This window comes from Gracilibacillus salitolerans (assembly GCF_009650095.1).
GTDB classification, from domain to species: domain Bacteria; phylum Bacillota; class Bacilli; order Bacillales; family Amphibacillaceae; genus Gracilibacillus; species Gracilibacillus salitolerans.
In genome coordinates this window covers 4,885,458-4,901,325 of record NZ_CP045915.1, presented here as the reverse complement: position 1 = coordinate 4,901,325, position 15,868 = coordinate 4,885,458, and the positions used below count along the sequence as shown (strand labels likewise).

Annotated in this window: 11 protein-coding genes; 10 read left to right on the top strand and 1 reads right to left on the bottom strand. The window is 36.9% G+C overall.

The genetic code is table 11. From position 1 onward, the window contains the following. The first annotated feature begins 59 nt into the window (after positions 1-59). From GI584_RS22885 to GI584_RS22840, 10 genes are all read left to right on the top strand, one after another. Positions 60-5,267 carry an ATP-binding sensor histidine kinase gene (locus tag GI584_RS22885; RefSeq protein ID WP_153792753.1) on the top strand — a complete coding sequence of 1,736 codons (5,208 nt, stop codon included), beginning with the start codon at positions 60-62 and terminating at the stop codon, positions 5,265-5,267. 94 nt (positions 5,268-5,361) lie between these two features. Further along, entirely contained in the window at positions 5,362-5,655 is a 294-nt protein-coding gene (locus GI584_RS22880; RefSeq protein ID WP_153792752.1) for a hypothetical protein, read from the top strand. A 391-nt stretch (positions 5,656-6,046) separates the two neighbouring features. After that, positions 6,047-7,210 carry a ParM/StbA family protein gene (locus GI584_RS22875; protein WP_100358574.1) on the top strand — a complete coding sequence of 388 codons (1,164 nt, stop codon included), beginning with the start codon at positions 6,047-6,049 and terminating at the stop codon, positions 7,208-7,210. Between the two features lie 9 nt (positions 7,211-7,219). Further along, positions 7,220-7,804, top strand: a complete 585-nt coding sequence (locus GI584_RS22870) for a hypothetical protein (RefSeq protein ID WP_100358575.1) — start codon at positions 7,220-7,222, stop codon at positions 7,802-7,804. Positions 7,805-7,964: 160 nt separating this feature from the next. Continuing rightward, complete coding sequence (locus GI584_RS22865; RefSeq protein WP_153792751.1) at positions 7,965-9,710, top strand: ABC transporter ATP-binding protein; 1,746 nt, start codon at positions 7,965-7,967, stop codon at positions 9,708-9,710. After that, on the top strand, positions 9,711-11,447 hold the full coding sequence (locus tag GI584_RS22860; protein ID WP_153792750.1) for an ABC transporter ATP-binding protein: 1,737 nt from the start codon (positions 9,711-9,713) through the stop codon (positions 11,445-11,447). 241 nt (positions 11,448-11,688) lie between these two features. Further along, a complete protein-coding gene (locus GI584_RS22855; RefSeq protein ID WP_153792749.1) occupies positions 11,689-13,047 on the top strand; it encodes a YjiH family protein in 1,359 nt (452 codons plus the stop codon). 80 nt (positions 13,048-13,127) lie between these two features. Continuing rightward, complete coding sequence (locus GI584_RS22850; RefSeq protein WP_153792748.1) at positions 13,128-14,318, top strand: aminotransferase-like domain-containing protein; 1,191 nt, start codon at positions 13,128-13,130, stop codon at positions 14,316-14,318. A gap of 50 nt (positions 14,319-14,368) precedes the next feature. Then, complete coding sequence (locus tag GI584_RS22845) at positions 14,369-14,881, top strand: acyl-CoA thioesterase (RefSeq protein WP_153792747.1); 513 nt, start codon at positions 14,369-14,371, stop codon at positions 14,879-14,881. 30 nt (positions 14,882-14,911) lie between these two features. Then, complete coding sequence (locus GI584_RS22840) at positions 14,912-15,121, top strand: hypothetical protein (protein WP_153792746.1); 210 nt, start codon at positions 14,912-14,914, stop codon at positions 15,119-15,121. 46 nt (positions 15,122-15,167) lie between these two features. On the opposite strand, the gene GI584_RS22835 is transcribed toward GI584_RS22840, so the two are convergent. Next, on the bottom strand, positions 15,168-15,761 hold the full coding sequence (locus GI584_RS22835; protein WP_153792745.1) for a TetR/AcrR family transcriptional regulator: 594 nt from the start codon (positions 15,759-15,761) through the stop codon (positions 15,168-15,170). Between the last annotated feature and the right edge of the window lie 107 nt (positions 15,762-15,868).

Genomic DNA, 15,868 nt, shown 5'->3' with positions numbered 1-15,868 from the left:
AAAAGAGTTTAAATTTGGTTAAAATTAACTTTAAATTTTGAAAATTAGGGTGATAGATAATGAAAAAAATGTCGAATTATCAGTTGACTGATACGATTATTGCTACCAACTCATGGGCACTATATAAAGCCGTTTCCAACTTCAACAATCGACAAGCTTTGATAAAGACAATCCGTAATAAAGCACATCCTCAATCAAAAGCTGAATTAATTCATGAGTATTATACGCTATCTGACATAGATCTTTATGGTGTTCTAAAGCCGGTATCCTTGGAAAAAAGTAAGGAACAACCTTATTTGGTGATGGAGTTTTTTGATGGCCAACGTTTAACAGACTGGTTAAGAAGTAATCAGGTCTTTGATATCAGTACATTTCTAAAGATCGCAATTAAATTAACATCTATTCTTGCTTCTGTTCATCAAAAAAATATCATTCATAAATCGATTCAACCAGATCATATTTTATATGACCCAGATACTGATCAACTAAAATTAACAGGCTTTCACCAATCAACCATGCTATCTAAAGAAATGCCACAAGCCGATATAACACCTTATCAGATAGAAGAAGTTAGCTATGTATCCCCTGAGCAAACGGGTAGGATGAATCGGCCCATTGATTACCGTACCGATCTATATTCATTAGGCATTCTGTTCTATCAACTAGCCACAGGTCGTGTTCCATTTGCAATGAAGGACCCGGTTGAAGTGATTCATGCACATCTGGCGCAAACGGCAATGTATCCTCATGAGGTAAATCCAACGGTACCCGAAATCCTATCTAATATCATCATGAAGCTCCTTTCTAAAATGCCAGAACAAAGGTATCAAAGTACTTACGGATTAAAAAAAGATTTAGAGAAATGTTCCCATTCTTTTTATTCCGATAATCACTTAGAATTATTTTCATTAGGAGAGCATGATGCAAGTCCCATGCTTGAGAAGCCAAATAAACTTTATGGCAGAGATCGTGAACTGGAGGAACTTATCGGTAAGTTCGAGCATGTACAGCATGGCGAGCCTGCACTCGTACTTCTCCCAGGTCCGTCTGGCATAGGTAAGACGGCACTGGTTCATAAACTGCATCGGCCATTATTAAACAAACAAGGATATTTCATTACAGGTAAGTTCGTTCAATATCAGAAGCATATCCCTTATGCACCTATTATTGAAGCTTTTCGGTCTTTAATAAGGCAAATTTTATCGGAGGACGCAGACAGTATTCAAAGGTGGAGAGATAAACTGAATCTTTCATTGGCCAATAATGCTTGGGTGATCGCAAATTTTATCCCTGAAATTGAATGGTTAATTGGGAAGCAGGAAGAAGGATCAGACTTACCACCGCAAGGAGTTCATAATCGTTTCATGTTAGCGGTCAGGAAATTTGTTGATGTGTTTGCTACAGAGAACCATCCACTTGTATTGTTTATCGACGATTTACAGTGGGCAGATAATGCGACACTTGATTTAATGAGGCATCTCCTAACAAATCCAGACAGAAGAAATTTACTAATTATTGGTGCTTATCGTGATAATGAAGTATCGGTTGGTCATCCGTTTGAAGTTTTTGTCAACCAAATCAATCATACGGATGTACGTGTATCTACTATTCCTGTCCATCCCTTAGTTAAGATCCACATCGAACAGTGGGTGGAGGAAATCCTTGCTCTTGAAGCGATGGATGCGGAACCATTGGTTGAATTAATTTATCGTATTACAAGAGGAAATCCTTTTTTTATCATTCAGTTATTACAATTATTAAATCAAGAAAAAATGATCCATTTTGATTTAAGTACAGCGACTTGGCATATTAACCTTACCACATTGAAACAGATTCCAATGACGGATTCTATGATTGATTTTATTATGAAGCAGATCAATAAGTTATCATCGGAAACGAAAAAGCTTTTACGATTAGCTGCTTGTATAGGAAGTCAGTTTAGCCTTAAATTATTGGCAACGATTGCTGGTAAAAGCTATGTAACAACTGCAAATCAATTATGGAATGGGTTAGAAGAAGGAGTTATCCTCCCGATGGATGCCCGTTATAAATGGGTTTATCCAAATGAGAATGAACAGCTATTAAACGAAAACCCTCCAAATTATCGATTTCTACACGATAAGATTCAACAAGCTTTTTATACATCGATGTCCAAAGAAGAAAGAGAACAAAGTCATTTAACGATCGCAGAAGAATTAATTAGTCATTTGACAACAGATGAAATAGAGGAACACATTTTTTCGATTGTAAACCATTTGAATCTCTGTCAATCTCGGCTGAATTTAGATCAGAAAAAGGATTTAATCAAATGGAATCGAATGGCTGGGGAACAAGCAAAGCGTGCAGCAGCATTTAAATCAGGATTAACATTTTATCAGAATGCTTTTCAATTATTACCTCAGGATAAGTGGGAGAGTGATTATGAAGAGACATATTCTGTTATGGTGGGATACGGAGAATCATTATACCTTAACCAATTTTTTGAAGAAGCAGAAGACATTTTTGAAGAAACATTGCTAAATCCAAAAACGAAACAAGAAAAGTTGTATATATACAATTTGAAAATAACATTGTACACCCATATACATGAGGTAAAACAAGCGACAAATTCAGGGCTTGATGGCTTGCGATTATTTGGTATTGAAATAAAAGATAATCCGAATAAATCGATGGTAGCAAAGGAGTATCTGTTAACAAAGCTAGCTTTAGCTAACAAACGTGAAGAAGATTTACTAGAGCTCCCTCCCGTAACAGATAAAAATCAGAAAATGATTATGCGAACACTAATTAATTCAAATGCACCGGCTTATCATTTCGATCAAAATTTAGCAACGATTCTGATGCTCCGAGCCCTCCGTTTAATCTTAAAATACGGTGATATGGATCTCTCTGCCCTCGTTTACAACAATTATGCATTGACATTAAGTGCCGGTTTTGGTGATTATCAAGGAAGCTATCAATTTGGAAGTCTTGCGATTCGGCATGTAGAAAAGTCTGGAAATAATGCATTACAAGCACGTGTGTACTTTGTGTTTGGAGCTTTTGTCAATCATTGGATAAAACCTATCCGCTATAGCTTAGATTATTTAGAGAAGTCGCAGCAGCTTTGTATCGAATCAGGTAATCTGCATTTAGCTGGTGCTAATGGTGCATTCATTGGCCTGACGCAGTATCTTAAAGGAGATAACTTAGAACAGGTAAAAGAAGGGATCGAAAGACAGTTATCATTTGCTAAGAAAAATGAATATGCGATTTCCAATGATTATTTAAGTGAGTTGCTGGATTGGATTGCTGCTCTTTCCTCACCTGATAAACAGCCTATATGGAAATTTTCCGAATTTACAGATGATAAGTCAGCGGCCATTATTCATAAAACCACTCGCTTACAGATGGCCTACTTATTCAACCATCGTTCTATAGCAAAGTCGCTGATGCAGGAATTAGAGCCACTCGTGGATAACACCATGGTATTAATCGTTGCACCTGAATACGTTCTGTACCATTCCTTGTGGATTGTAAGGTTAATGGAAGAAGGAGAGATAACAAGAAGGAATGGTCTGAACAAGTTAAAGCCTAACTTGAAGAAACTAAAAAAATGGGCAAAACACTCTCCAGCTAATTATTTGCATAAGTATTTACTGATTCGTGCTGAATATCAAAAACTTACTGGTGATAACCAGGCAATAGATAACTATCATCAAGCAATAGAAAATGCCGAAGAAAATGGATTCCTTCAAGATGTTGCAATCGCAAATCACTGTGTGGCAAATTTTTATATAGATAAACAGATTCCGAAAACCGCTAAGTCCTTTGTGACAGAGGCATATAACGGTTATATTAATTGGGGAGCAGTGCATATCGCAGAACAAATCAAGCAAACATATCCAGATTCGTTACTGCAAATCAACACAAGTCCTGCCAATAACTATCATACGAAGGAAAGTTTAGATACAAAAGCAGTTTTTGAAGCGGCTCGGGTCATTTCAAGTGAAGTGGTATTAAATCAATTAATTAGCCGATTAATGAATATGGTTTTAACTTACGCAGGTGCAGAGCACGTATCCTTTCTGTTACCTGAAGATAACAAACTTGAATTGGTAGCCTATAACAAAATTAATGGAAGTGTTGAAATATTTAAGCAGCCACAACCATTAGAGCATCATTCTTGTGTATCATCAGCGATCGCTTATTTTGTAGTGAATACCAGGGAAGCAGTTGTGTTAGATCATGCGGCAGAACAGGGTCCATTTATCGAAAGTCGCTATATTCAAAAAACACAAGCAAAATCGGTGTTGTGTCTTCCGATTATCAATCAGGATAGGCTTGTGGCTGTATTGTATATGGAAAACAATAAATCCACACATGTTTTTACCCATGAGCGGTTAAGTTTTTTAACATTCCTTGTATCGCAAGCGGCAGTATCGATCGTTAATGCTTATCTTTATGCAGATTTGGAAGAAAAGGTTCGTAAACGGACAGCATTATTGAATGAAACCAATCAGAGATTAACAAAGGTCAACCAGCAATTGAACAATTCTAAAGAGAAAATGAAACACTTGCTCTCGAATGTGTCACATGATCTCCAGTCACCAGTCGCAGTAGTTCAAGGTTATGTCAGTGCATTATTAGATGGATTAGTGGATGACCCTGTAAAACAAAAGGAATATTTACAAATCATAAAAAATAGAATCGGCGGTTTGGATAAGCTTATTAAGGATTTATTTGACTTATCCAAACTAGAATCCGGAAACATGAACTTTTCGATGGAAGCCATTCCTGTCGATCAATTGTACGAGCATTTTTGTAATATGTTTACATTAGAAATCCAGCAGGCTGGTCTTGATTTTAACCAGCGTATCGAGTCTTCTGATTTTACTGAGGAGTATCCGTTAGTAGAGGTAGATGTGATGCGACTAGAGCAAGTCATGACGAATTTAGTTACCAATGCAATTAAACATACTGATAAAGGTACGATTGAAATAGCTTTAACTATTTCTGATGCAAATGAAGTTATTTTCGCTGTGAAAGATGAGGGAATCGGTATTTCCAAATCAGATATTCCTTATGTGTTTGACCGGTATTATACCAAGAGTAGGGGGCAAGGGAACGGGCTAGGTCTAGCTATTAGTGAAGAAATTATTCTTTGCCATAAAGGTCGCTTATGGGTGGATAGTAAAGAGCAGAAAGGGACTATTTTTTATTTCTCTTTACCGATTTTTTCTGATCACATATACCATCCATTAGCGAAAGAAGAGACAAGATTATAAGGCGCGGTTGTAAGTGAAATTCCTATAAAATTTGAGTATTTCTCAGCTTTTTGCAAAAAGTAAAGGAAGTACTACAAATAGGGAGGAACTGAAAATGCCGATTCAAAACGGACATGAAATAGAACAACTATCTAAAATTTCCTATGACTTAGAAGTAGCAACTCGTGATGCGAGAAATTCAGCTGATATTGAAGTAATTAAAGAACTACAACAACAATTACGAGAAGTGCAAGGGCAAATTCAAGATGCTCGTGGCAAAGCGATCAACGGAAGTGGTACCTCGATGGAACCTCTATTTAATGCTCAACTACGTGTAGAAGAATGTCAGCACGAATTAAAAAGAGCACTTACGAACATCGAAGCTTGGGAAGATAATGTATCGCCTTAAGGTTATGGAATGATACGCAAGATTGTTCTTTCCTAAGACACATATTAATAAAGAGAGAAAAAATGGGAAGGCCACTTTAGGTAGACAAAGTGGCCTCCACTAATGTTTTATCGCTTCAGTTTTCTTTACATAAACATTTCAGTTTACAAGTTTACAAAAGGTATACAGTAAGTACACAAAACTGTTTGCTTGTTTACAAAGATGTATACATGCCTATATATCAATTTGCATGCATAAACGTAAACATTGTAAACGTTTTTGTATACACATTACATCTTGTTTCACCGAAATTACAGTTATATATCTTTTTGCTTCTACTCATTGATGAAGGCAATCATCTGCAATATCCTTTTTAGAAGAATAGATTTTTTTAAAAAGGATGATTACTAAAATGAGCCAATCAAGAATTGCAGCAGTTGATGTAGGAAATGATTCAGTGAAAGCAATATTTGGTGAGTTGGATCAGGAATTCAACATCCCGAATATTATTGCCAGAGATATTGAAGACCGTCCTGTCATCGGCATTGAAGAATTAGATCAAAAAGATCCTTTAGAAGGCATACATATTCGCGTCCACTCCCCTGCCCTGCAGGAAAATAATGCGATATACCGTGTGGGTCATTTAGCGTCAAAATCAAGTAATTCGACAGAGCTTGATCCAGGAAGCAGTAAATCACAGGAAGACCAAACGTTAATAATGCTTTTTGCCTCGATTGCTTTAGATGCAGCGAAAGCAAATAAACAGAGTTCTAATAAAGTGATTGATGCGAATTACACATTAGGAACAGGGTTACCTCTTAGAGAAGTGAAGGAAGGAAAAGATGCAGGGTACCGTTCGAAGCTTCTTGGCTCTGTTCATCAGGTAGAGTTTTTAGTAACACCGAAATATCAAGGAATTAAAGTAAATATTAAATTTGATGAGGTCAAGGTATATCCAGAAGGTTTTGCTGCTTATATAAACCTGGTAATGGATCATGATCTTAAAATCATTAATAAAGATTTAATCGATAAACGAATTCTTATTCAAGATATCGGTGGTTTGTCTACTGATATTGCAGTGATTAAAAATCGTACTGTTGACGATGATAAAGCACAAGGCTTTAATCTTGGAGTGTCTGAGTCGCTTGAAAACATACGTGAAGAAATCTTCAGTAATCATGGTGTGGAAGTGGATAGCCGTCGCGATGTCGTCGAAATTATTACTCGAAATAACGATCGAAACCATATTATGGTGAAAGGAAGTCGGACAAGTGTACATGATATTACAGACCGAATTCTGCTAGAGCTAGCGAAAAAGCAATATCGTTTGTTAAGAAACGTTTGGCAGAAAAATTCACAAACAGAAATCTGCTATTTTGTTGGCGGAGGTTCCAATGTGCTAAAAGAGTATATCAAAACACTTAACAATAATTTAGATGGCTACAATATTGAATTTTTTGAAGATGACAAGGAAAGTATATGGATGATGGCTAACGCTTACTATAAACTTTTATCTGAATTTACCAGAAAAGCTGAGAAATCGAAGGAAGAGAAAAAGACAGTGAAAAAGTCATAAGGTGATGATATGAAAAGATCAGCAAACCAAATCAATAGAGGCCAGACCATATCGTTTCGGATTCCCTCAGATACACCAGACTATCTTTTAAAGGAAATTCAGCGGCTGAAGGAAACGGAACGACGGAACTTTTCAAGCAAAATGGCTGAATTGGTATTGAAAGGTGTCAATGAAACTAGCTCCAAAGAAAGGGAAACAATTACGATTCCTCTTCCAAGTAGTTTAACCAAGGCACAACGAAACTGGCTGAAACATGAACATTCAGAAGCACTGTTAGGGAGTATTGTTTATCAACTTTTAAATGACCCGGTTAGAGCGACAACTTTATTAGCTTCCCTTAACAGTAGTTCTACGGACATTGATGAAGCACTGTATTTACAAGAAGAAATACCGGAAGAGTCTAACCAAGAGGAAGACGAATTACAGGACTTTAGTGAGATAGAAAAGGAACAGGATCCAGTTGATGATGATTTAGATTCGTTTAATTGGGAAGAGGCTGTAAAAGAGAATCGCGAAGAAAAAGAGGAAACAGAGTCAGAAGAAGCTGATCTTGATGATCTGCTTGGGGATTTCTTGAGTAAAATGAATAAATAATTTGGTAACTTTAGTTGCGGCAAATCTTCTAGCTCTTGTAACGAATATCGTTATAAGAGTTTTTTTAATCTAATTCTCAACATAAAATATATTGTAATTGATCAAGGTTCTTGGTATATTTTTGTAAGCGATATTTTTAAAGCAATGTAAGGAGGAAAAAATGAAATCAAACTCTTTATTACGTGTCTATTTTTGGACACTTTCTTTTTTAAAGCCATATAAATCGAAATTACTCTTACTCATTTTTTGTGGATTGGTCATCACCGGTTCTCAATTAGTTATTCCTAAACTGATTCAATATTTTATTGATACCGTTTTAAACAGCCAGCAAACAAATGCGTTTATCTGGTTGATCAGCTTTGTCATCTTTCTGGTCGTCCTTATCATTACTTTTTCAGCAATACGAAACATCACCCAGCGTTCTCTTCAAGAAAAAGCCTCACGAGATATGCAATTTTCCATTTATTCGCACTTAAGAAAACTAGGGTTTGCTTATTTTGAAAAGCATCCAGTTGGAGAAAGCCTTGCTCTCATGAATACTGAGGTTGCCTCCTTACAAAATCTATACAGACAACTCTTGCCATGGATGATTAATAACTTTATTTTTTCTATTATCTCCATTACTCTGATGGTTACAATTAGCTGGAAATTAAGCTTGATCCTTATTCCGAGTTTACTACTTTATTACATATTTGGTCCCTACCTTGAGAAAAAAGCATCTCAGTACGGAAAAAGAATGGCAGATGATCGTGTTCGTTTTAACCAAAAAGTTTATGAAAGCATTGCATCGATTCATGATATCCGTGCAAATGTTGCTGAGTCTTGGGATCTGTCAAATGTAAAAAGTAGATACAAACAATTGAATAAAATGATGATCAAAACGTATTGGTTTGCTTTTTGGAGAGGGACCAATCGCCGTATGTCCTACTATATAGGTGGAGTTGCCATTATTATAGTTGGTTCACACCTTACGTTAGTTGGTGACATGTCTACTGGAGCCTTTGTAGCATTTCTTCTCTATTATTTTCAAACGATGCACATCCTTACTTCTGTTGTAACGACGATTACAGAGCAGAGAGTTTTGATGGACCAAGCAGAAAAGCTATACAAGTTCATAAAAATTCCACCCGAAGTTCAAGAAGAGGCACATACCGTAATGAGTAATAAGGTTCAGGGGAATATTGTATTCGAGGATGTTTCCTTTCACTATCCAGATGGTCCGGATGTGCTAAGCAATTTCAGTTTGTCGATAGATACTGGACAAAAAGTTGCCCTAGTCGGAGCTAGTGGGAATGGCAAAACTACGATATTAAAACTGATGGGCCGTTTTTATGATCCAACAGAAGGGAGAATTTTATTGGATAGTCAGCCCATTCATAAACTAAGTTTCCAAGATTTAAGAGAAAACCTCGGCTTTGTTTTTCAAGAGACGTATCTTTTTGGTGCAAGTGTTCGAGATAATATTTTATTTGGAAAACCAGATGCATCAGAAGCGGAGGTAGTAGAAGCAGCAAAAGCAGCTTTTGCTCATGATTTTATTCTCGAATTGCCACAAGGTTATGATACGTTACTTGGAGAACGAGGTGTGAAATTATCAGGGGGACAAAAGCAACGCATTTCCATTGCTAGAATGTTCATTAAAAACCCGCCTATTATACTACTAGATGAGGCAACAGCATCTTTAGACACGATTAGTGAAAAAGAAGTTCAGGCAGCTCTTCAACGCCTGATGCAAGGTCGAACAACGATTACTGTAGCCCATCGTTTATCAACGATTCAAGACTATGACTATATCGTATTAATTGAAAAAGGTAGAGTGATGGAAAGTGGTAACTATGATGAATTAATGGAACGAAAAGGAGCCTTTTATCACTTATCACTTGGACAAAAGTTAGAGGGTGCTTAAATGAGAAGTAATCTACAATGGTTAACAACATATATCCGTCCCAACAAGGGATTACTTGTTATGGCAACGATCTTGATGGTTGCCGAATCGTATGCAAGTTTAGCAACAATTGGCTTACAACAACGTTTAATTGATGATGTGCTGATAGCGAATAATTATAATCAGTTATACGATGTTTTAGTTCTGATGATATTAGCTTTTATCGCTTATTCCTTTTTATTTACATTTGGACCTCATACGATACATAAAACGAAAGCAGCTCTCACGGAGCATATTGTGCATGATTTTATGCGCTATATGTATAAAATCCCTACTGCATCTCTCCAAAAGGAACGCACAGGTTCCTACGTACATTATGTCGTTAATGACATTGATAAAGTGGGAGGGATGGTTGCTAATGATATCCCTAGAGGCTTACAACAATTAGCGTCTGCTCTTGTATTATTTGGCATTGTCGGCTTTAACAGCCCTATTATTCTATTATTCAGTCTCTTCTCCTGTGGTGTCTATGTCTGGTTAGGGCGTTATTTTTCCCAAAAGTTAAAAATTGGTGCTAAACAGGTACAGGAAACCCGATCAGATTTAATTGTTCATATTGAGGAAGGCATTTCATCAACCAGAGAAGTCATTGCTTATCATCGAATGCAGTGGGAGACACGTATATATGAGAAATTTTTCAAGAAATATTTTGATGCGGTGATGAAGGAAGGAAAACTGGTTAATCTTCAGTTAATAAGCAGTGAACCGATTAGATGGGGTATTACGGTATTTATCTTGGGATATGGAGGATATTTGGTCTTACAAGGACAAATGTCGATTGGTGTCTTTGTCATTTTATATCAATTTAGTAACCAGCTTGTTTCAACATTCCAAAATCTATTTAATATGGCAATGGAGTTTTCTAGTAAAATGGCGAGTCTTGATCGTGTACGCAGTGTGATGGACGGGCCTAAATGGGAAAATGGAACAAAGAAAATCAGCGAAAAGATAGAAACACTTCAATTAAATAACATACATTTTAGATATGACAAGGAGTCTAATGATATTCTCCGCAATTTGAGTATGGATATACCAATCGGCAATAAAGTAGCGATAGTAGGTGCCAGTGGCGGTGGCAAGTCTACTATTGCACAACTTCTTATTCGTTTTTATGATCCATCAAAGGGAGAAATCAGGGTGAATGGTCATTTTCTTTCTGATATTAATCGTAAAGACTGGTCCAGCCGGGTAGCTATTGTTTTCCAAGAACCTTATCTATACCCCGATACAGTACAAAACAATATCTTGATGGGGAAGGGAAATGTCAGCGAGGACGAATTATTCCGAGTCTGTCAAATTGCTGCTATTCATGACTATATCCTCTCTCTGCCTGATGGATATCAGACTGTGATCGGAGAAAGAGGGATTACTTTATCTGGTGGACAAAGGCAACGAATTGCCATAGCTAGAGCGTTAATCAGAGATCCAGAAATTTTGATTCTGGATGAGGCAACGTCTGCGCTCGACTTGATAACCGAAAAAGAAATTCAAGACAATATCGACCAATACCGGAGAGGCCAATCAACGATTATCATTGCACATAGGTTATCCACGATAAAGAATGCCGATTGTATTTTTGTATTAGATCATGGACAGTTGGTAGAGCAAGGGCCCCACACAGAACTGCTGGAAAAAGGAAAAGTATACAAAGGGTTAGTGCAATCAGAAGAACAGGAAAACATAGAGGTTTCGGTATAAGAGTATAGAGTCGTGATGGACAAAGGTCTTTGGCAGTAGAAGAAATTAACAGATTTGATAAATAAGATAAGAAATGCTTAGAGAAGCAGTGATATATCAATTATCCTTGTTCCAGATATACAAGGACCGAACGATGTATCTCTGCTTCTTTCAAAAAAGTGTTGCATATTTATACATGAAAATGATATATTATAACTTGCTCAAAATAATAGAAACAACAAAGAAAATTGGAGAGAACATCATGAATTCAGAACAACATAAATTTACAGCAAGTCAATATATGAAATTTTGGTTACCATCACTTATTGGAGTGTTATTATTCCTCGTCCCGATTTCAGTAGATGGTAGGGTGACAATTGGATTAGGTGTGTTAGCAGATGGACTGCAAGCACTACTAGCAGATTATATTCCATTGATCATGACCATTATCATTTGTCTAGCAGCTATTGGTAGTTTAGTTGAAAAAATAATAGACTTACCTTTTGTCAAAAATAGTCCCTTCTTGAATAGTTTATTAAACATTCCACCATTATGGATCGCAATGCGTTTCTTAGGTGCAATCTTTGCGGTTCTAACGTTAACTGAAATCGGACCTGAATTTATTTGGTCGATGGCGACAGGGGGAACGGTATTATATGATCTAATTCCTGTTTTAATGGTGTGGTTCTTGTTCGCATGTCTTTTCATGCCACTGTTATTGCAATTTGGTTTAATGGACTTTATCGGTACCATCGTACGAAAAATCATGCAGCCTTTATTTAAGCTTCCAGGTCGTTCTTCAATTGATGCCCTAGCGTCATGGATGGGAAGTGGAACAGTAGGGGTGTTATTAACGACACAACAATATGAATCTGGTTATTATACGAAGCGAGAAGCGTCAGTAGTAGCAACCAACTTCTCTATTGCATCGATTGCATTCAGTTTGGTAATTGCTAGATTTTTAAGTATTGATCATATGTTTGTCCAATTTTATATAACCGTAATTGTTGCAGGTGTTGTTGCGGCGGTTATTGTACCGCGAATTCCACCTTTATCTTTTAAAAAAGATACCTACTATGAAGCAGCAGGTAAACAAATAAATGAAGTCGTGCCAGAAGGTGTATCTAGTTTTAAATGGGGTGTGCAAAAAGCGGTAGAAAAAGCGGATCAAGTGAAAAGCTATCGAGGGGTTATCAAAAGTGGCGTATTTAATGTGGTTGATATTTGGTTTGCTTTAATTCCATTAGTGATGGCGCTTGGCACGATCGCACTTATTATTGCAGAAAAGACACCTATTTTTAATTATTTATCTTATCCATTTATTCCATTTCTGCAATTATTGCAAATACCAGAAGCAGAGGCTGCCGCTCCAGCAATGATTGTTGGTTTTGCGGACATGTTCTTACCTGCTGTAGTCGGTAGTGGTATTGAGTCTGAATTAACCCGGTTTGTGATTGGGGTTATGTCCTTAGCACAATTAATTTACATGTCGGAAATTGGTATTCTGTTATTAAAATCAAAAATTCCGATTTCGTTTTTACAATTATTTATTATCTTCTTACAAAGAACGATTATTACGTTGCCAGTTGCAGCATTACTGGCACACCTTTTATTCTTTTAAATAATCGGTCATACTATAATCAAGAAGCATTGGTGCTTACCAATGCTTCTTACTGTCTCAAGGAAAGGTGAATGATCATCATGAGTATCGATAATTTTTATTCGGAAAACATAAAGAATGCATTAAAAAACGACCCGCCAGGTGAATGGATGCCGACTATACCGGACAATTGTATTCGTCTTAGCTCCGGGTTTCCGGCACCTGATCTTGTACCAGTTGATTCGATACAAGAAGCGGTTGTTCAATTGCTGAACGATGAACAGGATTTACCTCTGCATTACCTAGGTACTCCGAAAATGGATAAACTAAAGCAGCAAATTCAAGCTAGATTGTCTGAAAGAGGTATGCACATTTCGGAAAAAGCACTTTTGGTTACAGCTGGTGCATGTCAGGCGATTGATTTAATTGCCCGTGTTTTTGTAGATGGAAATACAGTTGTTGCGGTAGAAGCACCAACGTATATGGAAGCACTGGAAGTATTCCAGAATTACACGAATCAATTTATTAGTATCCCAATCGATGAACAGGGACTGCAGACAAAGGAATTAGCAAGAGTATTAGCAGAAAGAGAAGCACAAGGTCTCCCGCTACCGAAAATAGTATATACGATCCCAACCTTTCAAAATCCAACTGGAACAACGATGACAGATGAACGTCGGAAGCATATCTTGGAGCTAGCTTCTCAGTACGACTTTCTTATTTTAGAGGATGATGCTTATGGCGAGTTATATTTCGATAAGCAACCAGTAACGTTAAAAGCAATGGATCATGAAAATCGTGTCCTGTATGTCGGTTCTTTATCTAAGGTGGTGGCCCCTGGTTTACGAATAGGCTGGGTAGCTGCGACAGAAGAAATAATTACTTCACTATATTGGTTTAAAAAAGATTTAGATCATCCTTTTGCACAAGCAATTATGGCTACATATCTGGGGAATAATAATTTTGATAATAGATTTAACACGTTGCGAATATCTTATCAAGAGAGGTGTTCTGTGTTACTTGCTGCTTTAGAAAAAAATATGCCAAAATCCGTCACCTGGTATGTGCCAGAGGGAGGCTACTTTGTTTGGATAAAAGTTGCTGGGGCTGATACCTCGATATTATTACAACAAGCTCTCGATCAAGGTGTGTCCTTTTTGCCGGGTAAATATTTTTTCTTAAATGAACAAGATGGCAAAGAGTGGCTCCGTCTTTCCTTTAGTTATTCTGGCCTGAAGGAAATAAAGAAAGGCGTTGAGATGTTGGGTGAAGTTATTGCAGATTGGTTTTAATAAATTGCCCGTTGCGGTGATCCATAAAAAATAACGAAAAAGGTGATCGTATGAAAGAAGCTTATATTAAAGAAACCCACGCAGTGAAAGTCGGTCATGTATTCCCGCCTGATACGAATAATCACGGAACACTTTTTGGCGGGAAATTAATGAGTTACATTGATGATATTGCATCGATTTCTGCAATGAGGCATTCGAGAAGCCCTGTTGTCACTGCTTCAACAGACTCTGTCGACTTTTTGGCTCCGGTTCGCACAGGTGAGTCTGTTTGTTTAGAGTCTTTTGTTACGTGGACAGGTACGAGTTCAATGGAAGTGTTTATCAAAGTTTTGGCAGAAAACCTCCTTACAGGAGAGCGCAAAATTGCTGCGACTGCTTTTTTAACTTTTGTAGCCGTAAATGAAGAAGGTAAACCAATTCCCGTTCCCAAAATTATTCCTGAGACAGAGGAAGAGAAATATTTGCATGAGACAGCAAAAGAACGAGTGGAAGCAAGGAAAAAACGAAGGAACGCTAGCAAAGAGTTAGCAACGGTTATTCATAAGGGTAAACCATGGGGATGATTAGAACTCGACTGAAGCTTTCTAAACCATATGGGAACGATAGCACTAACAGATGTAATACAGGTTGCAATAAAAGAGGGACAGGATCAAGGGATTTTTCGAAACCAAGACTTTGATGTTCTAGAGGCTTATATTCTTCATCTTGTGCATCCAAAGTTGATTTCCGCACTTCGACTTCATATGCCAGTCGAAGACATTTCCAAGACTATTTCTGCGTTTGTTTTAAAAGGGTTATCGTAGAGACCCTTTTAAAATTTTCTGTATCAGTAATGACGAAGCATATCGTTTACTTTCCTATTGTGGTATTAATCGGACCATGTCTTTCTAAAACTGTTAGTTGCTTCGCCATATAATCTGGAGAATACTTCATTCCGCTTTGTACCCAATACTTTATTAAACCGATACTTGCAGAGGATACATAATGGACAATAATATCTTGTGGAATATCCATGCTGCTTTTGTCTGGAACGAGCATGTCTAATGTATCCGAAACGAAATGTTCAATTGATTTGGTCATTCGATCCTGGAATAAAGAAGCCCCATTTTCCCCAAGCATGATTTTGAAAAACTTTCGGTTATCATAAACAAATTGGAAAAGATTTAGATAAACAACACTTGTTTCCTGTTTGTGTGTAATTAAATCTCCCCGTTTTTTAGGTTCAACGGTTTCTATGAAATGTTGTAACATAACTTCTATTGTCTGTTCTAGTAAATCATATTTATCATGATAATGTTGATAGAACGTGACTCGATTTACTTCTGCTTTTTCTGCAAGATTTCCAATGGTAATTGCATCAAAACCTTTCTCATCAATCAATTCTAGTAAAGCATTTTTTAGAAAATTTCTGGTCTTTTTCACTCTTGGATCCACTTTTTTCATTACATTATCCCGTCCTTTTATTATTTAATTAGTACAAAACTTTACAAAGTTAAAATATCTGTCGTTTTAACTACAAAATGTGGAAAATCATCTATTGCTGTAGCGTT